A 26,534-nucleotide genomic window follows, 5' to 3' on the forward strand; every position below is an offset into this window, starting at 1 on the left:
CCATAGGCGTTCATGCGGTTCATAAGGAAAAGACGTGAAAGCATCGCGTTAATCGACTTGGGTCCCGAATAACCGGGCTTCCACCTTTTCCACTTCTTCTTCGTATTTGGAATGAGTTGTGCGGATCAAGTCGTAAAAGACGCCGCACAGCTCTTTTTCCATTATACGGAGTCCTTCGGCGGTAATGCCGCCTGGAACCGATACGCGTTTCTGCAGCGAAGCGGGGGAGAAGCCTCCGGTGGTCAGCAGCTTGCCGGTACCGAGAGTCATTTCGCTGGCGAGCTGCGTCGCTTCCTCTTCGGAGATGCCGGTCTCCGCTACAGCGGCCTCGACGAACTTTTGGACGAAGTAGGCCAGGAAGGCCGGACCGCAGCTCGACAGGTCGGAGGAGATCCGGGTATATTGCTCGGAGACACGGATCGGTGCGCTGATATGCGAGAGCATATTTTCCAGCAGCTCCTTATCCTCGGGCGTGAATCGGTCACCGTAAATGCAAAGGGTAGCTCCACTCAGCACATAATTAGTGATGCTCGGGATGACCTTGGCGATTTTGCAGGGGAGCAATTCCTCTAAATGCCGGATCAGCACGGGGCTGGTAATGGAGACGATGAGCTTAGAGGAATCGACGGAGTTGGCGATATCGTCAAGGACGGCTTTGAATTCACTGGGCTTGATGCATAAGAACAGCAGGTCGGAGAGCGATGCGACTTCCATATTGGAACGGGCGACTTGAAGGCCCGCATAGGTTTCGGCCAAACGTTCGGCTTTGCTGATTGTGCGGTTGGTGGCCACAATTTGCTCCGGATTGAGTGCTCCGGATTGGATGAATGCTTCGATGAGAATGCTGCCCATGCTGCCAGTTCCAATGAATCCTACTCGCATAACCATCACTCCCAAGAGTTTTTGCGATAGCAACATTTTTACTCGAAAGGCATCGGTCAAGAAGTGCATTGAGGTACGTAGAGGTGCAGCCTTCTTAAAATAGGTATGCGATGGAAGGGGGATTATGCATAAATTACCAAAATAAAACCAAAATGACGCTGCGGTCGCTGGAAAAGAACAAGCTTTTGAACATAGCAGCTGTAGTGATGATCGGGTGTCTTTGTGCGCTGCTTTTTTGGCAGCCTTGGGAGCCTGCGGAAGAGATGGCGGGGTGGAAAAATGCGAATGAGGACATGCTAGCCATGCTGCAGGAGCAAGAAGCGCGGAAGGCGGTAAAAGCACCGGAGACTGCACCCGAAGCTGTGAGCAAACCTGAGCCCAAGCGTGGGGCCGAACTGTCTGCGAAGCCGGAACCCGATGTTAAACAAGCGCCCTCAGTCAAAATCAACTTGAACACAGCCACCGCACAGCAGCTGGACGCGCTGCCTGGCATCGGAGCAAGCCGAGCGCAAGCGATCATTGCAATGAGGCAACAACTGGGAGGCAGGTTTCAATCGGTCAACCAACTGCTGGAGGTCAAAGGCATCGGCGAAAAATCGCTTGAACAGCTGTCTCAGCTCCTTACCGTTGAGCCCTAGCTCGATTCATGGGATAAAACTTTCGTTTTTGCTGCAAATATGCGAGAATAAGAGAGAAATGATACCATTTTATGCTATTTTTAAGGAGGCTTATTACATGTCTGACGAACGCAAGCTTGCTTTGGAAACACTGGCTGTCCATGCCGGACAAGAGCTCGATCCTACCACGCTATCCCGTGCAGTACCTCTCTACCAAACGACTTCCTATGGGTTCCGCGATTCTGAGCATGCAGCCAACTTATTTGCATTGAAAGAATTCGGCAACATCTACTCCCGCATTATGAATCCGACGACCGACGTGTTCGAAAAGCGCGTGGCCGCTCTGGAGGGCGGATTAGCCGCGTTAGCCACCGCTTCCGGACAAGCCGCTATCACTTATTCCATCTTAAATATTGCCGAAGCCGGCGATGAAATTGTCTCCTCTGCCAGCCTTTACGGCGGCACGTATAATTTGTTTGCCATTACGCTGCCAAAGCTCGGGATCAAGGTTCATTTTGTAGATCCAAGCGATCCGGATAATTTCCGCCAGGCGATTACACCGAAAACAAAGGCGGTATATGCCGAGAGCATCGGCAACCCGAGAGGGGATGTGCTGGATATCGCCGCCGTCGCCTCCATCGCGCACGATCATGGCGTTCCGCTTATTATCGATAACACGTTTCCGAGCCCGTATCTCTGCCGCCCAATCGAGCATGGCGCAGATATAGTGGTGCACTCCGCGACCAAATTTATCGGCGGACACGGTACCTCGATCGGCGGCGTAATCGTAGACGGCGGCCGTTTCGATTGGTCGGCTAGCGGGAAATTTGCCGGTCTTACGACGCCGGATCCGAGCTACCATGGCGTAGTTTACACCGAAGCGGTCGGGCCGGTCGCTTATATCATTAAAGCGCGGGTGCAGCTGCTTCGCGACATGGGGGCGTCGATCTCGCCGTTCAACTCGTTCCTGCTGCTGCAAGGGCTGGAAACGCTGCATTTGCGGATGGAGCGGCACAGCTCGAATGCGCTCAAGGTCGCTCAATTCCTTGAACAGCATCCCGACGTGGCGTCTGTCAATTACGCGGGCCTGCCGAGCCATCCATCGTATGACCTGGCGCAAAAATATTTATCGAAAGGCCAAGGCGCCATCCTGACCTTTGAAATCAAGGGCGGTGTGGACGCCGGGCGCAAGGTGATCGACGCCGTCCAACTGTTCTCGCATCTGGCCAACGTCGGCGATTCGAAGTCGCTCATTATTCATCCGGCCAGCACGACGCATCAACAGCTAACCGAGCAAGAACAAGTGGCCGTAGGCGTAACGCCGGGGATGATCCGGTTGTCCATCGGTACGGAAGCGATTGACGATATTATTCATGACTTAGATCAAGCGATTCGAGCCAGCCAAAAGTAAGGGAGCATACGCATCATGACAGCACGCAAGGATTGGGATACTTACTTTATGGACATGGCCTATATGGCCTCAACCCGTTCACAATGCAGCAGACGGCATGTGGGCGCCGTGCTCGTACAAGGAAAAAAGCTGCTGGGTACGGCCTATAACGGCGCGCCGATGGGAGTTCCGGATTGCTCGGAGGCCGGCTGCATGCTGGTGGAGGAATTTGAGCTGGTGAAGCAGGACGGAGAAGAGCAGGTGGTCAAAAAGCAGCGTTGCATCCGGACGATTCACGCGGAGCAGAACCTGCTGCTGTTTACGGACCGCGAAGACCGCGAAGGCTCCGTCGTCTATGTAACCGACCAACCGTGCTGGACGTGTGCCAACATGCTGGCGAACAGCGGGATTGTTGAAATCGTCTTTCATCGCTCGTATCCCAAAGACAGCGAGAAGGTGAACGCGCTCATGGAGCAGCGGCAGCTGAAATTCCGGCAGCTGGAGCATTATGAGCCCCCGGCGGGAACGATCGCGGAAGTCCGCAATTAACTATAAAGGAATCGATGAGGAAGAACCTCTATTCGCACACAGCGGGTAGAGGTTTTTTTGCGTGCTTATTGTTAAATTAGCAAGGAGGACATGGGATGAACGATAGACCGGTAGCCGGAGTGGCCCTTTGTTTCGTACTCGGCTATGTACTGGCCTTGGTGTGGCCAAGCCCCTGGTTTACGCTGTACCTGACACTCGGAGCGGGCGTGCTGGGCTGCGCGGTGCTTCTGTTTCAACCGGCCGGTAAAATGCTGCTTCTGGGTGCACTGATCATCACTGGGGCGGCCGGATGGTATGGCGAAACCACTCGTCATAACGTGTCGGCGATTTCCATAGGGGAAAGGGACGAGGCGGAGGTGCGGCTCTCTGGACGGATCCTAACCCCTGTAACGGTCGATGGGGATCGAGTCAGCCTCCAAGCTGCAGCTGTTAATATCGATGCTGGAGATGGCAGTGTGACGCCCGTTAGCGCAGAGGGAGAAAGGCTGCAGCTGTCGATCCGACTGTTGGAAAAGGAGGAGCAGGATGCTGCAAAGGGGTGGCAGCGAGGCGATCGAATCGTGCTCTCGGGCACCTTGAAGCCTCCGGCGGAAGCCCGAAACTTCGGCGGCTTCGATTATCGCCGTTATTTGTTCTACCAGCGGGTGCACTGGCAGGTCAACGCCAAAGGACTCGGCTCCGTTCACGTCACCCCTCCAGGCCAGGGGGAGTGGGGCCTATGGCTGCCGCTCCGCTGGAACGACCGGCTGAGAGACCTCTCAGAGCAGGTAGAAACACTGTTCCCGCAGGACCAAAGCGGATTTATGAAAGGCATGCTGATCGGCATCACGGATGAGATCGATCCGAAGCAGTTTGACCTCTTTTCGCAGCTAGGTCTGACGCACATCATTGCCATCTCGGGACTCAATGTGGCAATTTTTTTAGGCTGCATCCTTTGGCTGCTTAGGAGATTAGGCTTGGCACGAGAGACGTATTACCTTATCGCCATTGGTGTCGGTCACCAAATGGATTGAAAATAGCGCCATAAAAATTGAAAAAAACCTGCTTGAAAACGCTTATGTATCAAGGAGGAAAAGCAGAAAACTTGAAAAATGCACCAAACCCGAACTTTTGTTCTCGTTTGATTTTAGACACTTTTCTCATCAAGTTTGAAAAAAGCCTGATTTGGGCTTTTTTTGCTCTATTATATTCTCACTGCCTTGTAAAAAGTTTTTTCAGGTTATTGGCTCTCATAATGATTGAAAATAACGTCAGAAAAAATGAAAATTAAGTTTGAAGAAAGCTTGTTCTGACTGGAGATAATCAAAAGTGATGATAATCACTATGAGTTATCGCCAAATCCGTTGAAAACCGTTGTTAACAATTTTTATTAGTGTTTACTCGACAAAACTCGAGACAACATCATAAAACGTGAGACAAATGAATTTAAAGTCTATTGATATAATTCTTTAATGAAACAGATGGATATAGTCGATTTGATTGCCATACTCTTGCATGGTAATATTAGGACGGTTATGGTGAAAGGATAGAGTTCCTTCAAATGGTTCTTTATATTAATGAAAGACCTCATTAGGAAGCTGCAACAAGAGCTTTTTGAGTTACCTAAGGATCAATGTTAATCTGTGAGAGTGACAGCACGCATGTTTTTTCATTGTTTTTGGGTAGAGGGGGACAGTGACAATGCAAAGCGTAAGATACAATCATACAGTAATATCGAAAAGCGAGCCATGTCCATGCGGAAGTGGCGAGTTATATAGGGCATGTTGCTTAAGAAGAAAGGATATGGAAATACCTCGCGAAAGAATGGAGGAAAACCCCGGTTTTCTGAACCATTTCATTTTGAGTAGGCTGACCACGAATAATTTAGCAGTGTGCTTACATCCGAATCAATCTGAATGCCAAGGGGCTATAAAAAAAGCACATGCACTTCAAAATAATCGTATTCTTTCTAAAATTGATGTCGGCAACCATGTTTTGGTTGCAAAACAAAAGGTTGATATAAACGGCGTAACCATGTTAATGGAACGTGAAAGTAGAAACAAAGCGACGACATTTACAGGTTTTTGCGATAAACACGATACTGAAGTGTTCTTAGATATTGAACGCGGTGATTATACGGGGACTCAAAAGCAAAACTTTCTTTTTGCTTATCGTGCATTCGCTCAGCAGTTTCATAAAACGCAAGTGGCTATGGCTACACATAGACAACTTGCCCATGAAAGACCTTCATTGCTACGAGAAAGTGAAGAATTTGTTATGCTGTATCGTAATCGTCAGCTAGAGGTTAAGGATATGGATGAGTATAAGGCAATATTCGATGAAGCGCTTCTACATGATAAGTACGAGACAATTGAAACGCTTAACTTTGAATTGCCGACGGAGTGTAAATTTGCAATTTGTGCGGCGTTCGCTTTAGAGCGTGATGTCTTAGGTCATCAACTCAATGACGTCACTTCGTTTGAAGACGAACGACTTAAATCGGTCTTTATTACGGTATTTCCTGCCGAAAACAAAACACACATTCTGTTTAGTTGGTTAAAAGAAGAGGATGGATTTTTTTCCAAATATAAAGAACAACTTATAAAGCTTAGCCATGAGCAATTACAGATATATCTCAATAACTTGATTCCTCTGTACACAGAAAATATTGTTATGAGTCCGTTGTTATGGGATAAATTGACCCCTTTCAGTCAACGGAAATTCATGCGGCTTCTTACGGCAAATTTTCCACGTATGGATGCAACCATGGAGGATATGATTGAGAGTATGAATGAATTGGATAAAGTCCGTAGGGAACCACTGACGAAACCTGGCTTTGATTTATTTAAGCAGATCTGACTCTAGGGAGGCTATGCCTCCCTTTTTGAATTGTATTAATATTATACGCTGCAATTCCAACCCATTTAACTATGAAAATGATATCAAGCATTTAACAACCACCATTAAAATCTACTGCCATACTAACTCGCTTGTATTAACCTATTATTTTTCTGATGTTTGAGAAACAGACAGCCTTCTAAATGAATACGGTTTGAATATACATGATTAACAAGTGCTTTTATCGTCAATTATGAGGATATAAATGTTATTTTGGAGGTCGAGAATATGAATTCAAGAGTGGTACAAGCTAAGCTCCTCATAACCTGTGAGGTCGTAGTGGATGATGACCTAATAAAAAATATTGAAGATCAGTATACCGAAGTCAAAGATGACGAGGACGCCGCCGCGCAGGCATTATTTGCTTTTCTTAACCCAAAGTTGCCTACAGAAGATCAAGTAATTAAATCTTCCGGTGCTTGGGATGGAGTATGTGATTTTAAAGACAGATTTGCCAGGCTACAATTGACGTCATTAAATGATTGAGGAAGTGTGGATATTATTCCATGCTTCTTTTTTATTTGGAAAAAAATTCTATTCGAATTTCTTTCTTTATGGTATCTTTAAGAATGGAATTTACATATTACAAGGGGAGCGTTAGATTTTGCCTAATATTGCGATAAGTAAGCTAATTGCACATGATTTAGCTTTGGATAAAGCAAACCCTAGAACCTATCATCAACTCATGGATTTATCTCAGGTGCCCGCTGAGGTGCTTGACTTTTTTGCTAACCACATTTCTAATTCTGTAATTGCTAAACAAATCAAAGTATGTACATTTACACACCAAAACGCCGCAGTTCTTATTGACTGTTTGGAAATTTCAAATGATCTTTCTAATGATCAACTGTTTATTGATAACAGTATCAATATGACGCAGTCACTTTTCAATGTGATGAAATCAACAAGTTCTAGAAGCTCTGGGACATTGATTTTTATTTTATATAGCGACTTAGATAGCGGATTTCCTTATCTTGCTATACTAAAAATGGATCCGAATAAAGCTATTCAAATTGATCGCACGAATTACAAGTTTGTAGTGCAAGAAGATATTTTGCCGAGTTTGAACGAAAAGCTCCACAAATGTGCATTTATTAAGCTCATTCCAACTCTCTGGGACGAGGAGTTCCATTTGCGCGTGCTGGACAAGCAGCAGCTAACCGGTGAAGTTTCAAAATACTTCTTGTCGGCGTTTTTAGAATCTCATTCTATTGTCGATAACAAGGTTATGACAGAACTTGTTAGTTCACATTTGGTTGAGTACGCAGTTCAGGAAAAAATTATCCACACTCAAGCCGAAATCGTTGATTTTAATGCGAAAGTAGACCGAATGCTTTATCTCGGTAAAAGTGTAGATTTGGACCGCGACTTAGAAAGTTTATTTAAAACATTAGTTCCTGGAGATGCTGACCGGCTTAGTAAAATTGACGGTTTTAAACAAAAGCTTGTACAAAAGCGGGAAAATGTTACTTTTGAGTTTGTTGCTGAAAAGAGTCCAACCATTGCTATGTTATCAGATTCAGAAAATTCAATAAAGATTCAATTTCCTCTACAAGATAAAGATACAAAAGTATTCCTTGATTACAAGGATGAAGAAGATGGCTCAGTGACTACGATCATCCAAATAAAAGGTGTAAACTTAAAAGAAAAGTTCAAATAGGGAGTTAATATTTATGAATTCATTGCTAAAATCATTTTTAGCAATCATGAAGGAATTAGGATCCTTTGAAGTGACTTTTACAGAGGATCCCAGTCTTTTCAGTATTTCTTATTCCTTGCCTTTTTCAGTTGTTCGTAAAATTGCAGACGCGTATGAAGGAATTTTCAGTAACTTCGATGTGAGTTTTGAACTATTTTATGAAAGAAAACTAGACTATAACGCATTTCTACAAAATGCTAAGTTTATTGCAACTGATGATAATTTAGAATTTAAGCTGACTCTCAATAAACAGGTAAAGTTAAAATTACCCGAAAACACGGTTATCTTTTTTAAAAATAAATCTTTTTTTAAATATTTTGACGCTCTAAATATTAAATTCTTCGAAAAAATAAATGTAGGCAAGAATATTTCGATCCACTTGCCGCTTGAACATTCATACTCAAATTCGTTTATAAGGCTACATCCTATTGAGGAGAGTATAATCATACCCGCAGAGGATTTAAGTCCAGAAGCGGTAGAAGAATTCAGCCTTATCAAGAAGATCCATGACGAGGTGACGAGAGGCGGAATTTACTATCCTCTACCTAATTATTATCAAATCGACGACTTACCAGATCATTTGAAATCATGGTTTGATCAAAACCTATTTCATGCAAGCCTTCTTTATTTAGCAAATAAACTATCTGATGATAAAAAAGTAGTATTAAGAGGACACAAAAACGCTGAGATAACTTTGTGTTCTGATTTAAAGATTCGACATGCAGCAATTCTTTATCAAATTTTTCGCTTTTGTTATGAGGAAAAACATTATAATGACAAAATTGAAATTGCCCGAAATATATTTACTATATATTTAAATTCAACAGACACCGCTGAAAAAATAGACGAACTACTTCCCAAAATTGAAAAAACAATTTCAAATCATTTTTCAGCATATATTCAAGATAGCATTAAAAAATTCTTTAACGATCGCAAGGATGTTGTAAAGGAAGCTCATAAGTTCGGGTCAGACCTAAAGGCAGAGTCAGATAAATTACTTACGTATATTAATACATCACTTATCGGCGTCATCACAGCAATTTTTTCAGGTGCCTTGGGTTTGTCTAAAGGAGAACGGTGGTATTTAATTGTAGCATTCGCGCTTCATGCTCTACTCTTTATTTTTTCATATGTTTTTAACCGGAATTTTGTGGAGAAACGAAAGGATGAAATTACAAGTTTATATGACAAATATACATCCAAATTCGTCATTTTGGCGGAAGATGATTTAGAGGACATCAAGAAAATTTACATCGAGCCTGCTGTGATAAATGTTAAGTCCTATTTAAAACTTTACAAACGAGTTATAATTGGACTTGTGGCATTTATGATAATATTGATCGTAATTGGCATTTGGTTACCTGATAGTTTTTTTAGCGTAAGTTCAGCTGGAAGCAAAGCAACTCCAACAGCAGTCACAAATAACGTATACACAAATGGACCATGATGTTTGCTCAAATAATGGGCAAACATTTTTTATTTATTTTTATCGACAACCAAACTACCTAAACCGAAAATTAGAATAGTTCTTCGGTACTAAATTGTAAAATTCTACAAGAAGGAATTTATAATTGCAATGTAGAAATTTGTTTGAATAACATCATTTTGGGGGTCACACTGAAAATGTTAACAGGTGAAATTCGTAACAAAGTGAATACCATTTGGGAAATGTTCTGGACAGGAGGCATTACTAACCCTCTTTCCGTAATTGAACAGTTTACATACCTTCTGTTTATGAAACAGCTAGATGATCAACAAACTCGCTCAGAGAAAAGAGCTCGTTTAACAGGAAAGCCTCTTGAGAATCCAACATTTGCAGATGAGCAGCAACATATTCGTTGGTCACAATTTAAAAATTTAGAAGCCGGTAAAATGTTCGATATCGTTAAAGACGAAGCTTTCTCGCACATGAAAACGCTCGGTGGTGAAAACTCTCAGTTCACGAAGCATCTTGAAAATGCTGTCTTTATTATTCCGACACCACAGCTTCTACAACGAGTTGTCACTGGAATCGATCAGCTGATAATGGAGCTATCTGAAAAAAATAAAGATACGATGGGCGATTTATACGAGTATCTCCTTTCAAAAATCTCCACATCTGGTACAAATGGTCAGTTCCGAACTCCGCGACATATTATTCGGATGATAGTGGAGCTCATGAAGCCGTCTCCAAAAGATACAATTGTTGATCCTGCAACTGGAACGGCGGGTTTCCTTGTCGAAGCGGCGGAGTACATTCGTAAGTTTTATAGTGATGATCTATTTGTTAAATCAAGTAATGAAGATTTACAGAAGCATTTTAAAAGTACCATGTTTCATGGTTTTGATACCGACCTGACCATGCTTCGTATAGCGGCAATGAATCTTATGCTTCACGGAATAGATGATCCACAAATTATTTATCAAGATTCACTATCCAAAGGTAACGTTGAACGGGAGAAGTACGATTTGGTACTTGCAAATCCACCGTTTAAAGGATCGCTTGATTATAGCGATGTATCAGAGAATGTTCTTAGGACTGTTAAAACAAAGAAAACAGAGCTTTTGTTTTTAGCACTGATACTTCGTCTTCTTAAAATCGGTGGACGCTGCGCTGTTATCGTTCCGGATGGAGTGTTGTTTGGTTCATCTACGGCACATGTGAGCATACGTAAAGAAATTATCGATAGCCACAAACTTGAAGCAGTCATATCCATGCCTTCTGGCGTATTTAAGCCTTATGCAGGAGTATCAACAGCTGTTTTGATTTTCACTAAGACCAATATAGGCGGAACCGATCAGGTTTGGTTTTATGATATGCATGCAGATGGTTATTCACTGGATGATAACCGTCGCGAACTTGATTTGAGTAAGCATGAGGAAAACAATATCCCTGATATCATTACTCGATTTCAAAGTCTAGAAGCTGAAAAATTACGTGCACGGACCGAGCAGTCTTTCTTCGTTTCGGTTGTAGAAATTTGTGCAAATAAATACGATTTAAGCATTAGTCGTTATAAAGAACAGGTTCATGAAGAAGTAAGTTATGCTCCTCCGGAACAAATCCTTAAAGAGATCTCCCACTTGGAAGAAGAAATCACAGTAGGATTGCGCAAACTGGAGGAGATACTGAGGTGAGAAGTTCAAGTTTACCTATTGGATGGCACTGGGTAACACTGGGGGCGGTTGCTAAATGGGGCAGTGGCGGAACCCCATCACGCAGCAAGGAAGAATACTATGGTGGGGATATTCCGTGGATAAAGACCGGTGAATTGAATGATTCAATTATATTCGATACTGAAGAAAAACTATCAGCGATAGGACTTAAAAATTCGAGTGCAAAAATGTTTCCGGCTGACTCAATAGCAATAGCAATGTATGGCGCAACAATCGGAAAATTAGGCATACTCGGAGTTGAAGCAAGTTGTAATCAGGCTTGCGCTGTTGCAATACCATTAGAAAATCTATACAACATGTACTTATTTTATTATTTAAAAGCTTCGAAAGAGGGGCTAGTAAAGAGAGGACAGGGGGGAGCCCAACCCAACATTTCACAAGAAATTATTAAAAGCTTTCCTATTCCCGTTCCCCCGATTGATATTCAAAAGAGAATTGCTTCCGCATTGGCGGAAGCGGACGCACTGATCCAAAAGCGAAAAGAAGCGATTGCCAAGCTGGATGGACTTGTTGAGTCGATTTTTTACGAAATGTTTGGAGATTACCGTTTCAACAACAAAAGTTGGTCTGTATGTGAATTAAAAGATGTGATTACTGATATTACTGCTGGTTGGAGTGTTGGAGGAGAGGAAAGAAAAAAGCTCCCTGAGGAGAAGGCTGTATTAAAAATTAGTGCAGTAACATCAGGTATCTTTAACCCATCAGCTTACAAAGTTGTTAAGCCAGAGAATTACTTACTGAAAACTTTAGTTCATCCAATGAAAGGCGACATATTATTTAGCAGGGCTAACACAAGAGAGTTAGTTGGTGCGACTTGTATGGTTGATGATGACTATGATGATTTATTTCTTCCAGACAAGTTGTGGAAATTGAAATTTTTAGAAAACTGTAACCCATATTATCTCTTGTCAGTATTGCAAAATAAGTGGTTTAGAGAAAAACTTTCAAGCAAGGCGACTGGAACGAGTGGTTCAATGTTAAATATCTCAAAAGAAAAGTTCTTGGAAATGCCACTTTATTTGCCTCCGAGAGAATTACAAGATCAATATGGTGATATTTGCTTTGCTATACAAAACCAGAAAAGTCTTATGGAAAATCAACTTGCCAAACTCGAAGAAAACTTTCAATCTCTCTTACACCAGGCGTTTACTGGACAACTTCAATTCCGTGAATAAAAAGGTGGACGACCATGCCATTAAATGTTGAGTTTCTAAAACAATATCCGCAATGGCAAACCATCTATGAATCAGCATCAGAAGCGGAGACTCATGTTTACACAAAACCGCGGACTTCTTTATTTTACAGCCGCGTTACTTTAGAACGTGCCGTACGTTGGCTTTACAGCAACGATGACTATTTGCAATACCCAGTGAAAGATAAACCGATGCTTGGCGATCTTATCCATGAACAAACGTTTCAGGATAATTTGTCGCCAGGCATGCTTGGTCCGCTGAAGCTCATTATTAAATTAGGAAATCAGGCTGTACATACCGATGAGACAATGGACAGTGATAAAGCGCTGCTGATTTTTGAACATTTATTCATGTTCCTTAATTGGCTTCAGCGCTTTTATGGCGAGCCGAAAATCAAAGACTTAAAATTCAATGTAGTTATGGTTCCGTCTGGAAAAGACGACACGGTACCGAATGAATCAATAGCCGAACTTACGAAACTAGAAGAAAAAATCAATGAAAAAGATGCACGTATTGCTGAAGCCGAAGAAGAAATCATTAAGCTTCGTCGTCAATTAGCGCAGAAAATAAAGACGAAGACAAAACGGGAAACAAAACCACGAGTGGAACTCTCACCAAGCAATGAAGCAAAAACACGACAGATTCTTATTGATGTTATGCTTCAAGAAGCAGGTTGGGATCCCCATGGTGAAAACGTAGAGGAATATATTGTAACGGGTATGCCAAACCGTTCGAGCATAGGCTTTTGCGACTATGTTCTTTGGAGTGATAGCCGCACTCCACTTGCCCTCATTGAAGTGAAAAGTACCGTTCACGATGCGAAAAAAGGTAAAAAACAAGCAGAGATTTACGCCAATCTTTTACAAGAACAATATGGTATTCGTCCGATCATTTTCTACTCTAATGGATATCAAACTTATGTATGGGACGATGACTTTTATCCGCCGAGAGAAGTTGCGACCTTTTATCGAAAAGACGAGTTGGAATGGGCGATACAGCGGCGGACGAACCGCAAGCGTAAACTCATAGAAACAAAGCCGAACCAGAAGATCGCCGGTCGGGTCTATCAAATAGAAGGCATTCGCCGAGTCGGAGAGACTTATGAAGGTGCCTATCGTCATGCACTCATGGTTATGGCGACTGGAACAGGGAAAACGCGAACGGCAATTGCGTTGATCGACTTTCTAAAGCGTGCTGGTTGGGTTAAGAATGTTCTTTTCCTTGCAGATCGTAGAGAACTCGTTAAACAAGCATACGGTGAGTTTAAAAAGCATCTACCAAATGAAACTTTATGTAATCTCCTTGAGGATAAACAAGATTCATCGGCACGAATTTATTTTTCAACATACCAAACCATGCTTGGTTTCTTGTTTCCGAAAAAGGGTAATCAAGTCCCTTTTGGTGTAGCAAACTTTGACTTGATTATTATTGACGAAGCACATCGCTCCATTTACAACAAATACGGTCTTGTTTTCCAATATTTCGATTCTTTGCTACTAGGACTTACAGCGACGCCAAAAGCCGAGGTGGATCGGGATACATACGACTTTTTCAAACTTCAACGAAATGTTCCGACTTTCGCTTACGAATACGAAAGAGCAATCGATGAAGGGCATCTTGTTCCTGTGAAGCCAGTTAAAGTAAAGTTTAAGTTTATGCACGATGGGATCAATCCTGAAGAACTCAATGAAGATGAACTAGAAGATTACAACGAAAGAGTCCGTCCATTAAAAGGGAATAAAGTCGATAAAAATGCATTGAACAATTGGCTATTTAATAAAAATACAGTATACCAGGCATTAGATTTGCTCATGCAAAAAGGCATAAAAGTTGAAGGTGGCGACAAACTCGGTAAAACCATTTTCTTTGCGCGAAATCAAAAACATGCAGAATTTATTTTGGAAATTTTTGACGAAATGTATCCTAATCTTCGTGGAAAATTTATGTCAACTGTTCACAATAAAATTGACTACGTAGATAAGCTAATTGATGATTTTAAACAAAAAGATAAGATGCCGCAAGTCGCCGTATCAGTTGATATGCTTGACACAGGAATTGACGTACCTGAGGTAGTGAATCTTGTCATGTTTCGTCCAGTATTTTCATATTCGAAATTCTGGCAGATGATCGGTCGCGGTACGAGATTGTGTTCGAATTTATTTGGTCCCGAGCAGCATAAAACGCAGGCGCTACTATTCGATATGTGTGGTAATGTGGAATATTTTGATGAACTTAAAGAAGAGGATGAAGGATCGAAAATCATTTCTCTAAGCGAGCAGTTATTTGATCAACGGGCAAATTTCATTTCAGAATTAAAGCAAACGGACCAGTATCCTGATTTATTAAGCCAAAGTATCGATTATGTAACCAATCAATTGGATCAAATGGATGAACAGCATTTTACGGTCAGACCGCATTTGTCCGCCCTGTTAAAATATAGGAATCCAGAGAATTGGATGATCATGACTGAGAACGAAAAAAAAGAGATGGTTACTCAGTTAGCGCCAATTGTTTATGAGGACGTTCCAGAAGAGAAAAAGCGGTTTGATTTACTTATGGTTAAGCTTCAGCGTTCAACACTGGGTATTACTGCAATAGAACGAGTCAACTCGCTACAAAATCGACTCATGAAAATTGCAGAACAGCTTTTGACGAAACAACATTTGGATCCAATTAAAATTCATGTTCCAATGCTAAATAAAATTTCTACAAGTGAGTTTTATAGTGACACTAGTGTGGATGAAATGGAGCGCACAAGGCTTATAGTGCGCGAATTGTTACCTCTTCTCGACACTGAAAAGCGCGATATCCTCTATACAGATTATACGGATACGTTAAAAGAATTGGATGAAGAGTCTGATTTGCCTCAGTCCAGCGATTTCACATCATATCGAAAACTTGTAAGTGAGTACATTAAAAAGCATCAAGATCATATCGCAATTCAAAAGTTACGGAAAAATAAACCTATCACTTTGTACGATCTAAATTCGTTTGCCAACATGCTTTTTAGTGAACAGGTTGGGACACGTGAGCAATTTGAGAAACTCTTTGGCGCTGAAGGTGAATCATCGTTCGGTTATTTTGTTAGAGAACTGACTGGTCTTGAACGATCTGCAGCGCAAGAAGCATTTGCAGCACTCCTTAACAAGGCAAATTTGAATGCAAATCAAATTCATTTTATTAATCAAATTATTGATTATTTGACGAAAAACGGAAATTTGGATCCAGGTAAATTGATGGATGAACCGTTCGTGCATATCCATCAAGATGGTGTATTTGGATTATTTAATGAAACTGAAGTTGAAGAAGTTGTTCAAGTTGTAAGGTTCATGCAACGTAATGCTATCGTGAATATATCTTAAGTTTCATCCGTTATCTAAAAATATTTTAAAACGTACTAATACAACAAGAGAAGGATATTTGATCCTTCTCTTTCTTTTCAAATTTGAACATTTAGGCATGGAGGTCCTCATATGAATCGTAAACAAATAAGTCTTATTATTAATGATAAATATAGCGGCTACGTCATGCAGGTCAAAGCGAAAATTGAAAATCTTGATAAATCATTTATGCAAAGTGGTGATGATAGTCCGCTAAATAACGTATGGGAAGAATTTGTCGTTCAAATTCAAGGCGAAGAAAGTATTTTTTTCGAAGCGTACGAAGATACAATCAGAGCGATCTGTGAAAAGGTTTTAAATTCATTGACTGAAAGTGAATTGCGTTTATTGTGGTTAGAAACCGATGGATATTTTGATTATGATGAAGATGAACTTTTTCCTACAGAAGATGTATTGTTGGAAGGGATAGAACAAGAGCTCTATTCAAGGCTCTGTGCCTTGGCAGCAGATGAAGAAATTGAATTTGATAAAGATAAAGATGAAGAAGAATTAACTTGGTACACTTATAAAATAAGTGAGGACGTATTGCCTGAGATTTATATTGTAAAACAAATTCAAGGATTTGTTGACGATTATTATTATGAAGATAATTTTGACATATCGTGTCTACCAAATGAAGTAGTAATTGTGGAGGGATATCGACCTTTAGTCGTACCTCGAACAGTAAGCATCATTGAAACCATACATCATGCAGCCGGATCCGATAATGAAGTCTATGGAGAATCAAGTGTAATCGATCACATGACATGGGTCCTGACCAATATTAATCGGCTGACTACGGAGGAAAATTTTAAGGAGATTTTCTCAAACTATTCGTCTGGAATTGGCTGGGAAGTAGAAGAATTACTTGAATTGGAAGATCCCGAAGAAAAGTTGATGATTACATATCAGATTCTAGCTGATATTAGTGTTTATGAAAAAATTCTATAACGTAACCACGGATTAATTTATTGACCGCTTTAGTGGGTATTGCGGGGCGTTCTGCTTACCATGCTACAAAGCATGGAGTCTTAGGCTTCACCAAAAGCAGTGCTTTAGAATATGCTGCTAAAGGGATTCGTATCAAAGCGGTTTGTCCAGGAATCATTGAAACGCCGATGGTTGCAAGTATGCTAACTACTTAAAGTGATGAAATGCAAGAATTAATGAAGGCAGTTCCAATTGGTCGTCTAGCAAAATTTAGCTTGGACGACTAGTTATAAAAGAATATTGCTCACTTAGCCGCTTGCCAAAAGCGGCTATTTTCTTGGATAATTAGTGCAGAACAAGATCCAGCAGCTTGAAATATTCATTGTAGTATGCATGGGGCGTAGTATTCGGAAACAGGGAACAACGGCAAGAGGACTGAGTAAAAGCCCGCCGCGCACAATTTTTTATTACGCTCCCATGAAAATTAAGTCTGTAGTAACAGAAAATGGCTGCACTAAAGAGGACGCAGTTCATTCTTTTTTGAAAAGCGTCTGAAAGTTAGAGGGGGGGAGAATTCAATGCTTGGAATTAGGAATTAGCTGCAATAGACACTGAGTAACCTAAGCCTTCAAGTCTACGAACGGCATACTTTACTATGGACTGTTGCTTCTGTTTGTCATAGTAATCTTCATCGAGGTCAACATATATTTCTTTACGAGTTAGAAGATAGTACGCAATCCTTAACATAGCATGAGCAACATTTATTGCTGCACGTTTTTTGCCTTTTCGAGCTGCTGTACGTCTGTACATCGCGCCGAGATAGTTCTTAGATGCTGCAACGGAATGGGCTGCTTCAACTAAAGCGGATTTTAAATACTTGTTCCCGTTTGTAGTTTTAGCGGATTTCTTCTTTCCTGCGCTTTCGTTATGTCCAGGTACCAATCCAGCCCAAGAGCATAGATGTGCCGCACTAGGGAACTGTTTCTTAATATCCGTCCCGATTTCCGCCAAAATTTGTTCAACCATTCGTATGGCTATACCAGGGATTGAATCTAAACGCTCGACATCTTCATGGAAAGATTCTATCCGCGAAGCAACTTCCTGATCGAGCACCTCGACCTGCTCACTCAAAAAATCAATGTGAGTCAAAATGGTTTTGATCATCAGACGCTGGTGAGGATTTACATAGCCTTGAAGTGCTCTTTCGAGATCATCCTTTTTACGCTTGAGGGTGCGTCGGGCGAAGCTCGCTAGTTTTTCGGGATCATCTTCACCATCTGCAATGGCACGAAGCATGTCTCGCGAAGAAACACCCATAATGTCCGAGACCACGGAGCCAAGCTTAATATTCGCTCCTTCTAACACCTTCTGAATACGATTGTGCTGCCTGGATCTCTCTTCAATGATGCTGCGGCGATACCGAACAAGTTCTCGAAGTTCTCGTTGATTTCGGTTGGGAATGAAGCTTGCTTTAAGTAATCCATGACGAAGAAGCTTAGCAATCCATTCCGAATCCTTCACATCTGTTTTACGTCCAGGTAATGCCTTCATATGCTGGGCATTTACAACTAAAAACTCAATCCCTTCCGCTTCAAGCAGATTGACGATGGGCTTCCAAAACACTCTTGTACTTTCCATTGCAACGTGAGAACATTCGTGTTGTTTAATCCAATCGATGAGTTGTAATAGATGCACTGTTTTTGTTGAAAACGTTTGGATCTCCTTTCCCATAGACGTAAGAATGCATGCAGTAATATTATCCTTGTGAATGTCCATTCCGCATGCCCGTTCAATGACAACTTCCACCTTAAATACGTCCTCTCTGCGGCTAATTAGGCAAGAGGCTGGGTGCAACAATCAGAGTAGGATTAATCTCCCATGAGTGCTTCCCAAAAGGGAGCGACAATCTGTGATGCACCGTGATCGTTGGAGTCAGACTAACGGTTGGGCTCTAAGGCACCATAGCGCATCGACCTTCCTCTCCCAGCCGTAGTAGCAGTATTGACAGATTCCGTATCCCATTTTCATCATCTGTGGTGCGGCGCTTGCGCTGCATGTAAGGCTAACGGGCAGTTAGCGACAGCTAGAAACATCTAATATATTGTGCTTATCGAGTTGAATGGAGGGTCTGCCATGGGCATTAGGAATTATGTGATTGGAGGCGTTTCCGGCGCCGGCAAAACTACGGTCTGCAACGAATTGCAGCGGCGCGGCTACCATGCCATTCATGGTGACCGAGAATTGGCTTATCAAGGCGATCCGGAAACTGGTACCCCGACGGATGGCTTTAAACCGGAACACCACATTTGGCATGTAGATAAAGTAAAAGCTTTGGTTGCCAATCAGGATGAGGCGGTAACATTTTTCTGCGGTGGTTCGCGGAATTTTCCCAAATTCATCGATCTCTTCGACGGCGTGTTTGTCCTTGAGGTGGACTTGGAAACCAGTCTCCGGCGGATTGATGAGCGAGTGGCACTGGACCCAACTGACTGGGGTGGCAGACCAGAGGAACGGGAAATAAGTGCGCGAATGTATCAAACGAAAGAAGGCGTTCCTAAAAACGGGTTTATAATCGACGCCACCGCACCGATCGCGCACGTCGTTGACGAAATCCTCCATCAAATCGAAGCAAATGAACGCCAACGACAGTAACTTACGGGCGCTCAAGGACAGTCCAATACATCAGTGCACTTGGATACGAATAGGACCATCCACTACGCTTAACATTCCTGTATAGCCTAAGAAATGGGCTTTGTCAAAAAAGGAGCGCCTCGGTATGATGGGTTTGTCCACGGGTTCGAAACCCAACACCATCAAGGAGGCGCTCTTAATATGAAGTTTAAGCAATCAGACGGACAAAATCATGCATAGAACGAATTTCCACCTCCCATCTTGTTGTAGGCATCGATATGGCAAAAGAAGTCCATCCTGCAAAAGTTATTAAAAACATTGATATTTAAATTGCTTTTACTATCTGGTTGCTGCACTAACGGGTACGAGTGTGAGTATAGAACTACACGAGGCTACCGCAGGATCAAGCGGTAGCCTATTTGCTTAGCGGACAGAGGGCGGAAAAACATAAGGAGGATTAAAAAAATCTTTAGAATCTCATTTGATAAAGGTTTTTCCTTTTAATAGTCGAATTGCTTGACTCATACCAACATAAATTTTTCATCATGGAGGGAACATCAATGTGGAAAGTGTTAGGGTGGATTTTTATTCCTTACATCATGCTATTGTTCAACTGGAGTAAACTAACCCCCGCCAAAAGGTATCTAGCCATTGGTTACATCGGTATCATTTTTATTAGCTTTATCACGATTGGGAATTCTAAGGAACAGCAAATAATTGCATCCACGCCTCCCGTCCAGCAAGTTCAAGCTACAGCAGAAACCAAACCAACGGAAGAGCCTAAAAAGGAAACTTCAGCAACCACCACTGCGCAGCCTGCGACAGGACAGGTGAAAGTCGAAGCAACTCAGCCAGCAACACCAGTGGTAAAGGCTCCTCCTAAAGAGACCGTGGAAGGCATTAATTCAGATTCTTATGATGTGGTCATGCACTTCCCTGGGGATAAATACCCCGAAACGTCCTCGCATATTTTAAGTGCGATTAAGAAGGGCGAGCCTGCAATTTGTACGATTGATAGAAAAGATGCAGATGAGCACCGAGCCAAGTCCTTAGAAGGCATCCCAACCAAGAGTGGTTATGATCGGGATGAATTCCCCATGGCAATGTGCGCCGAAGGAGGGGCAGGTGCAGATATCGCCTATGTTCATTCTTCCGATAACAGAGGTTCTGGTTCTTGGGTTGGCAATCACCTAGAAGGATACACCGATGGTACACGGATATTGTTTGTTGTCGATGGTGGGAAGGAAACATCCGTTTTAACCGCAACAAGAGAAACACCGAAGGAGACACCGAAAGCCCCAGAACCAGCATCAACGCCTAAGTCTAATATCGTCTTCAAAAATTGTACCGATGCGAACAAAGCAGGATATTACAATATTCATCGTGGAGAGCCAGGTTATGCGCCTAAATTGGATCGTGACAATGATGGCATAGCCTGCGAAAAATGATAGCCATACATACCAAGGAGCTGAGTTGAAAACACGCGGCTCTTTTTTTTGATACTGTAATGCATATATGCACTCCAGTGGTACAATTGATATTACCGCAGGTTTGTACGGAGCCATCCTAAACGGGATCGTAACGTTAATATATTTTATTTATGAGTAGTGGCGGCGAGTCCGAATTTGATGCAACCCCAAATTAACTTACGGTACTATAGCGAACCGATCCAGAGCTTATTTTCATCATTGACTCAACATGTACTAATCAATCTGAGGAGTAAATATGTACACACACAATATTCACGCTTTCGAGCTTCAGCAAAATGTAAAAGACCACGCACTTTTAGTTTCGTTACACGTTGATGAGCTAACTGGCAGAATAAAGCAATCAGAGGCTCTTTTTATGATACGATTCAAAGTATATTAGCCAACAACTTATTGAGTTGTTGGCTAATATACTTTGAGTTAATTTTGAAACATTTCAATCAATTGAATTTTTTTACATTTGATGTTTTATTTTTTCAAAAATAAAAAAGGCGCTTCCATAAATGCGGAAGCTACCCATAAAAGTTAAACACTTATACTTTGGTCATATTGCCTCTTAAGCCGTTTCATATCTTCTTTCGGTGGAAGACCAAACATACGGGAATATTCGCGGCTGAATTGTGATTGGCTTTCATAGCCAACACGAAATGCGACATCAGCGGCATCTGTTGATTCGGACAATAACAGGCGCCGCGCTTCTTGAAGCCTCAGTTTTTTTTGTAACTGAATCGGGCTCATAGCGGTTACCTCTTTAAAGTGCCTATGAAGTGATGAAACACTCATATTCACTTTCTCCGCAAGCTCTTCGATCCGAAATGACTTATCAAAGTTATTCGTGATATGTTCGATAACGTCTTTTATTTGATTGGCTGAGCTACCCTCTATTGCAATTTGTTCGAGCTTAGCCCCATGATCCCCTTGCAGAACCCTATACAGAATTTCCTTCGTAAACAACGGCGCAAGCATCGGGATATCCTTCGGGTTGTCCAACAATCGAACTAATCTGATGACTGCATCCATTAAAGGCAGCTCGATAGGGCTAACAAACATCCCTCGCTTAGCGTTTTCTTTTGTCCCTGCCCGGATTTCAGAATCACGTAAAACCTCTAGGATTTGATTCGCCGTAAAATCAAGTTTAAAACCCAAATACGGAACGTCGGCAGAAGCTTCGATCACTTGGGAAGTAACCGGCAAGTTAACGGATGAAACAAGGTAATCGGCGGGATTGTACTCATAGCGCTCCTGTGCCAGCCATACCTCTTTAGCCCCTTGAGCCACAACGCAAAAGGAAGGGTTGTAAACGCCGTAACTTGGTCCGGACACATCAGAGCGACGTATGAAAAATAAAGATGGAATAGCAGTTGCGTGAACACCATCCTCGGATACGTGATGCTCAATGAGTTTGGCAAGCTCATTTTGCTGTTTAGTTATTTCTTCCGACATAATATCCTCCTTATTCCTTTAATCCTAGGTTGTTTTATTATAATGCATATTCATCTGTTTCATAGTGGTTGTGAAAGGATTGGGCAAACATTTGAGACGAATAGGCTAAGGGTTTCTAATTCATTTGTTGCATAATAAGGATGTGAAATGCGACTGATGCCTGCTTTGAATGTAATGGCAGATCAAAATAATTTTAATAACTGGAGGATTTTATATGCAAAAAGTAATTTTGAACAATGGTGTTGAGATGCCAATACTTGGCTTCGGTGTTTTTCAGATGACAGATCCAAATGAATGCGAACAAGCAGTTTATGACGCGATTATGGCAGGTTATCGCCTGATTGACACGGCTGCCTCTTATCAAAATGAAGAAGCCGTTGGCAGAGCAATCAAACGTAGTGGCGTGGCAAGAGCGGAATTGTTTATCACGACGAAACTTTGGATTTCGGACACCGGTTATGAGAACACGAAAAAAGCATTTGAAAAATCACTAGAAAAATTGCAACTCGATTATTTGGATTTGTATCTAATTCATCAGCCATATGGAGATGTGTTTGGTTCTTGGCGCGCTATGGAGGAATTTTATCGTGAAGGAAAGATCCGTGCAATCGGCGTCAGCAACTTCCATGAGGATCGCTTGATCGATTTGATTATTCATAATGAAGTAACTCCTGCCGTTAACCAGGTTGAAACGCACCCTTTCAACCAACAAATCGAAAATGCAAAATTCATGAAAGAGAACAATGTTCAGATTGAATCCTGGGCGCCTTTTGCTGAAGGGAAAAATAACTTGTTCCAAAATGAGGTATTGGTATCCATAGCTGAAAAGCATAACAAATCCGTTGCTCAGGTGGTTTTACGTTGGTTGACACAAAGAGATGTTGTTGTGATTCCAAAGTCTGTACGTAAAGAGAGAATTATTGAAAATTTCAATATCTTTGACTTTGAATTAAGCCAGGAGGATATGGAGTCGATTGCTTCGTTAGATACGAAACAGACCCTGTTCTTTTCACATCGCGATCCAGCAATGGTGAAATGGCTCGGCACCTATAAAATTGACAATTAATGTTCTTTCTTATCAAAGTCAAATCCGAAAAAGGCGTGTGATCTGTGAATTCACACGCTTTTCCATTACGACAAATGGAAAAGGATGTTCTTTAGTATGTCCTAGATTCAAGTTAAAACCGAAAGTGTAATCTTCCTGAAGGGTGTAAAAGTCCCGAATGACCATTTCATAGAAGCAGCATTTCTTGAAATGCTGGTTCCACATGACGATGGGTTGAATTTTTAAACTTTATATTAAAAAAGGATGTATTCAGTATGTCTAATATTCAAAATAAAGTTGTCATTATTACGGGTGCCTCAAGTGGTATCGGAGAGGCTACAGCAAAAGAACTCGCATCCAAAGGTGCGAAATTGGTTTTAGCTGCTCGTCGTGAAGATCGATTAAAAAAACTGCAAGATGAGATTCAAACTAGCGGCGGACAAGCGATTTTTAAAGTCACCGACGTAACGTCGCATGAACAAATGGAAGATCTTGCAGCGTATGCGCTTAAAGAATTTGGTCCAATCGACGTATTAGTCAATAATGCGGGCGTCATGCCACATTCGTTCCTTTATAAGAAGAAAATTGATGACTGGAACAAAATTGATGACTGGAACAAAATGATTGACGTTAACATTAAAGGTGTTCTTTATGGCATCGCGGCAGTGCTGCCTTCGATGAGAGAACGTAAATCAGGTCACATTATCAATCTTTCTTCCGTAGCTGGGCACTTCGTTGGGGCTGGAAGCACCGTTTATGCTGGAACGAAGTTTGCCGTACGAGCTATTTCTGAAGGACTGCGTAAAGAAGAGTACGGCAACAACATACGATCAACGATTACTTCACCAGGAGCAGTTAAGAGCGAGTTGACACAATCCATTACTGATATGGATTTAAAACCTGGCATCGATAAATTATATGAAGATCTTGCCATAGACGCCGAAAGTATTGCCCGTGCCATTGCATATGCAATTGAACAACCATCTGATGTAGCTATTAATGAGATGATTATTCGTCCTACATATCAAGAACGGTAATTTTTGGATAAACATGATAGAATATTAAAAATCTCTTGAAGAGGTGAATTATTGTGGAAATTCGTTCTTTAGGACAAACTGGATTGAAAGTAACGAATCTGTGTTTGGGCACGATGACATTCGGCAATCAGGCAGACAAAAAAAACTCTTTCGAGATTCTTGATAAGGCGTTTGATGCCGGTGTGAATTTTATCGACACAGCAGACGTATATCCCATTGGGAGGGCTTCCTATGCTGTCGCGGGTGCAACCGAGTCTATTATCGGGGAATGGTTAGAAGGTAAACGAGACAAAGTGGTGCTGGCATCAAAGTGTTTTGGGGCGATGGGACCTGAAGCAAATGATCGGGGGTTAAGTAGGAAGCATATCATAACCGCCGTTGAGGATAGCCTTCGCCGCCTAAAAACGGACTACTTCGATCTCTATCAAGCTCACCAATTCGACCCAAGCATACCTATGGATGAGACTTTACGTGCGTTTGATGATCTCGTTGAGCATGGCAAAGTTCGCTACATAGGTGTATCAAACTGGCGTGCTTGGCAAGTGGCAAAAGCAAATGGAATTGCTGACAGGAAAAATTACGCCCGTTTCGTGAGTGTTCAGCCGCGCTACAATTTGTTGTTTCGGATGATTGAGGACGACTTGGTTCCGATGGCACTTGACGAGGGGATTGGCATTATTAGTTACAACCCGCTTGCGGGAGGCATGTTGACGGGACGTTACACGAAGAATGCAAGTGTCGAAGAGGGGACTCGTTTCGGGCTCGGAAACAATGCAGGTTCGTTGTATCAGGAACGTTATTGGCAAGAGGCGCAGTTCGACGCTGTTGAACGATACCAATCTTGGTGCCGTGAACACAATTTTGATCCGGTCACGACGGCTGTGCGTTGGGTCACACAGCAACCGGGAATCACCTCCGCCATCATTGGTGCGAGTAGTCCGGAGCAATTGGATGCGAGTCTGCGTGCTGCTAAAATGAATAAATTAACGGAACAGGAGCTAACTTGGCTCGATGGACTCTGGTTTTCTTTGCCTCGTCGTCGCGAGTTTAGTTAAGAGCTCTTGGGATATCCGAAAGACCACCTTCTATCACATTAGTGAGGGCGATGAATTGCACAACAACGGGTTTAACAGCTTAGTAAATATGACATTTAATGCTCTTATTTGTATGAACCAATATTATTTGAGAGCGAGGAACAATCAAATGGAATTTACGAAACTTGGAAACACCGGTTTAGATGTATCTCGAATCTGCCTTGGTTGCATGAGCTTTGGTATAGCAGAGAGGTGGCATCATCAATGGGTACTTGATGAGGAGAAAAGTCGTCCAATCATTAAAAAAGCACTTGAATTAGGTATCAACTTTTTTGATACAGCGAATGTGTATGCAGACGGAACGAGCGAGGAAATCGTTGGAAGGGCACTAAAGAACTATGCCAATCGTGATGAGATTGTGCTCGCGACAAAGGTTTACCACCGCATGCATCAAGGACCAAATGGTGCTGGGCTATCCCGAAAGGCAATCATGAGTGAAATTGATAAAAGCCTCAAGAGACTGGGAACAGACTACGTCGATTTGTATCAAATCCATCGTTGGGACTACATTACGCCTATTGAAGAGACCATGGAAGCGATGCATGATGTCGTGAAGGCGGGCAAAGCAAGATACATTGGTGCTTCAGCGATGTATGCGTGGCAATTCTTGAAGGCGCTTCATGTGGCAGAGAATAATGGGTGGACACGATTTGTATCCATGCAGAACCATTTAAACCTTATATACCGTGAAGAAGAACGCGAAATGCTGCCGCTTTGTAGGGCAGAAAAAATCGCTGTGATTCCATATAGCCCGCTTGCATCAGGAAGATTGACGCGTGATCGCGGGGAAAGAACAAATCGTTCTAAAACCGATCAAGTTCAAAAAATAAAATATGATGTAATGGCAGATGCAGATCAGTCGATTATAGATCGCGCGGCGGAACTGGCAAATAAACGTGGAGTTCCCCGATCACAAATCGCACTTGCTTGGTTGTTGCAAAAACAACCGGTAACAGCACCTATTGTTGGGGCAACGAAGTTGACTCACCTTGAAGATGCGGTAGGTTCACTTTCTGTGAAGTTAACACCTGAAGAAGTTGCGTATATGGAAGAACCGTATGTTCCTCATACAGTAGTTGGAGCAAACTGAAAAATGACAAGAATTTGTTCCGATTGTTGCGACG

General features: G+C 42.2%; 22 protein-coding genes and 1 pseudogene. 20 read left to right on the forward strand and 3 right to left on the reverse strand.

The window, feature by feature from the left end; translation table 11 throughout:
- Positions 1-48: 48 nt before the first annotated feature.
- Positions 49-882 (reverse strand): late competence protein ComER, encoded by an 834-nt coding sequence (comER, locus tag FPZ49_RS15155; protein ID WP_144848101.1) that lies wholly within the window; start codon positions 880-882, stop codon positions 49-51.
- A gap of 185 nt (positions 883-1,067) precedes the next feature.
- Between comER and FPZ49_RS15160 the strand changes: the two genes are divergently transcribed.
- From FPZ49_RS15160 to FPZ49_RS15220, 13 genes are all read left to right on the forward strand, one after another.
- A complete protein-coding gene (locus FPZ49_RS15160; RefSeq protein WP_261381424.1) occupies positions 1,068-1,520 on the forward strand; it encodes a ComEA family DNA-binding protein in 453 nt (150 codons plus the stop codon).
- A 97-nt stretch (positions 1,521-1,617) separates the two neighbouring features.
- Positions 1,618-2,910, forward strand: a complete 1,293-nt coding sequence (locus FPZ49_RS15165; protein WP_144848105.1) for a homocysteine synthase — start codon at positions 1,618-1,620, stop codon at positions 2,908-2,910.
- A gap of 15 nt (positions 2,911-2,925) precedes the next feature.
- Positions 2,926-3,438, forward strand: a complete 513-nt coding sequence (locus FPZ49_RS15170; RefSeq protein WP_144848107.1) for a deoxycytidylate deaminase — start codon at positions 2,926-2,928, stop codon at positions 3,436-3,438.
- A 95-nt stretch (positions 3,439-3,533) separates the two neighbouring features.
- Complete coding sequence (locus tag FPZ49_RS15175; RefSeq protein WP_144848109.1) at positions 3,534-4,451, forward strand: ComEC/Rec2 family competence protein; 918 nt, start codon at positions 3,534-3,536, stop codon at positions 4,449-4,451.
- A gap of 667 nt (positions 4,452-5,118) precedes the next feature.
- Entirely contained in the window at positions 5,119-6,276 is a 1,158-nt protein-coding gene (locus tag FPZ49_RS15180) for a YecA family protein (protein ID WP_144848111.1), read from the forward strand.
- A 267-nt stretch (positions 6,277-6,543) separates the two neighbouring features.
- Positions 6,544-6,801: a hypothetical protein gene (locus FPZ49_RS15185; protein ID WP_144848112.1), complete on the forward strand. Its 258-nt coding sequence runs from the start codon at positions 6,544-6,546 to the stop codon at positions 6,799-6,801.
- A gap of 118 nt (positions 6,802-6,919) precedes the next feature.
- Positions 6,920-7,975, forward strand: a complete 1,056-nt coding sequence (locus FPZ49_RS15190) for a nucleoid-associated protein (protein WP_144848114.1) — start codon at positions 6,920-6,922, stop codon at positions 7,973-7,975.
- A 13-nt stretch (positions 7,976-7,988) separates the two neighbouring features.
- Positions 7,989-9,461, forward strand: coding sequence for a DUF2207 domain-containing protein (locus FPZ49_RS15195; RefSeq protein WP_144848116.1), 1,473 nt, complete (start codon positions 7,989-7,991; stop codon positions 9,459-9,461).
- Positions 9,462-9,637: 176 nt separating this feature from the next.
- Positions 9,638-11,131 (forward strand): class I SAM-dependent DNA methyltransferase, encoded by a 1,494-nt coding sequence (locus FPZ49_RS15200; protein WP_144848118.1) that lies wholly within the window; start codon positions 9,638-9,640, stop codon positions 11,129-11,131.
- Positions 11,128-12,345, forward strand: coding sequence for a restriction endonuclease subunit S (locus FPZ49_RS36780; protein ID WP_261381425.1), 1,218 nt, complete (start codon positions 11,128-11,130; stop codon positions 12,343-12,345). Before FPZ49_RS15200 ends, FPZ49_RS36780 begins: the two co-directional genes overlap by 4 nt.
- A gap of 14 nt (positions 12,346-12,359) precedes the next feature.
- On the forward strand, positions 12,360-15,725 hold the full coding sequence (locus tag FPZ49_RS15210) for a DEAD/DEAH box helicase family protein (RefSeq protein ID WP_144848122.1): 3,366 nt from the start codon (positions 12,360-12,362) through the stop codon (positions 15,723-15,725).
- Positions 15,726-15,836: 111 nt separating this feature from the next.
- On the forward strand, positions 15,837-16,694 hold the full coding sequence (locus FPZ49_RS15215) for a hypothetical protein (protein WP_144848124.1): 858 nt from the start codon (positions 15,837-15,839) through the stop codon (positions 16,692-16,694).
- A 20-nt stretch (positions 16,695-16,714) separates the two neighbouring features.
- Positions 16,715-16,888, forward strand: a complete 174-nt coding sequence (locus FPZ49_RS15220; RefSeq protein ID WP_391563826.1) for an SDR family NAD(P)-dependent oxidoreductase — start codon at positions 16,715-16,717, stop codon at positions 16,886-16,888.
- Between the two features lie 373 nt (positions 16,889-17,261).
- Here the strand turns inward: FPZ49_RS15220 and FPZ49_RS15225 are convergent, their stop codons facing one another.
- Positions 17,262-18,479: an IS110 family transposase gene (locus FPZ49_RS15225; RefSeq protein ID WP_144848126.1), complete on the reverse strand. Its 1,218-nt coding sequence runs from the start codon at positions 18,477-18,479 to the stop codon at positions 17,262-17,264.
- Between the two features lie 327 nt (positions 18,480-18,806).
- On the opposite strand from FPZ49_RS15225, the gene FPZ49_RS15230 reads away from it, so the two are divergent.
- The 3 genes and pseudogenes from FPZ49_RS15230 to FPZ49_RS36790 all read left to right on the forward strand — a co-directional run bounded on the left by FPZ49_RS15230 (position 18,807) and on the right by FPZ49_RS36790 (position 20,752).
- Positions 18,807-19,325: an AAA family ATPase gene (locus tag FPZ49_RS15230; RefSeq protein WP_144848128.1), complete on the forward strand. Its 519-nt coding sequence runs from the start codon at positions 18,807-18,809 to the stop codon at positions 19,323-19,325.
- An 842-nt stretch (positions 19,326-20,167) separates the two neighbouring features.
- Positions 20,168-20,536 (forward strand): annotated as a pseudogene (locus FPZ49_RS36785) (NucA/NucB deoxyribonuclease domain-containing protein); the annotation flags it as partial.
- Positions 20,525-20,752 (forward strand): excalibur calcium-binding domain-containing protein, encoded by a 228-nt coding sequence (locus FPZ49_RS36790; protein WP_261381433.1) that lies wholly within the window; start codon positions 20,525-20,527, stop codon positions 20,750-20,752. The pseudogene FPZ49_RS36785 and the gene FPZ49_RS36790, both read left to right, overlap by 12 nt.
- Positions 20,753-21,316: 564 nt before the next feature.
- Here FPZ49_RS36790 and FPZ49_RS15240 read toward each other — a convergent pair.
- Positions 21,317-22,234 (reverse strand): AraC family transcriptional regulator, encoded by a 918-nt coding sequence (locus FPZ49_RS15240; protein ID WP_144848130.1) that lies wholly within the window; start codon positions 22,232-22,234, stop codon positions 21,317-21,319.
- Positions 22,235-22,448: 214 nt separating this feature from the next.
- On the opposite strand from FPZ49_RS15240, the gene FPZ49_RS15245 reads away from it, so the two are divergent.
- The 4 genes from FPZ49_RS15245 (at position 22,449) to FPZ49_RS15260 (ending at position 26,500) form a co-directional block, all read left to right on the forward strand.
- The gene (locus tag FPZ49_RS15245; RefSeq protein WP_144848132.1) at positions 22,449-23,300 is read left to right on the forward strand and encodes an aldo/keto reductase; all 852 of its coding nucleotides are present in this window, start codon (positions 22,449-22,451) and stop codon (positions 23,298-23,300) included.
- A 254-nt stretch (positions 23,301-23,554) separates the two neighbouring features.
- Positions 23,555-24,316: an SDR family oxidoreductase gene (locus FPZ49_RS15250; protein WP_144848134.1), complete on the forward strand. Its 762-nt coding sequence runs from the start codon at positions 23,555-23,557 to the stop codon at positions 24,314-24,316.
- A 53-nt stretch (positions 24,317-24,369) separates the two neighbouring features.
- Positions 24,370-25,371 carry an aldo/keto reductase gene (locus FPZ49_RS15255; RefSeq protein WP_144848136.1) on the forward strand — a complete coding sequence of 334 codons (1,002 nt, stop codon included), beginning with the start codon at positions 24,370-24,372 and terminating at the stop codon, positions 25,369-25,371.
- Between the two features lie 148 nt (positions 25,372-25,519).
- The gene (locus FPZ49_RS15260; protein WP_144848138.1) at positions 25,520-26,500 is read left to right on the forward strand and encodes an aldo/keto reductase; all 981 of its coding nucleotides are present in this window, start codon (positions 25,520-25,522) and stop codon (positions 26,498-26,500) included.
- The last annotated feature ends 34 nt before the right edge of the window (positions 26,501-26,534 follow it).

The sequence above is a fragment of the Paenibacillus cremeus genome (assembly GCF_007786445.1).
Taxonomy (GTDB): domain Bacteria; phylum Bacillota; class Bacilli; order Paenibacillales; family NBRC-103111; genus Paenibacillus_G; species Paenibacillus_G cremeus.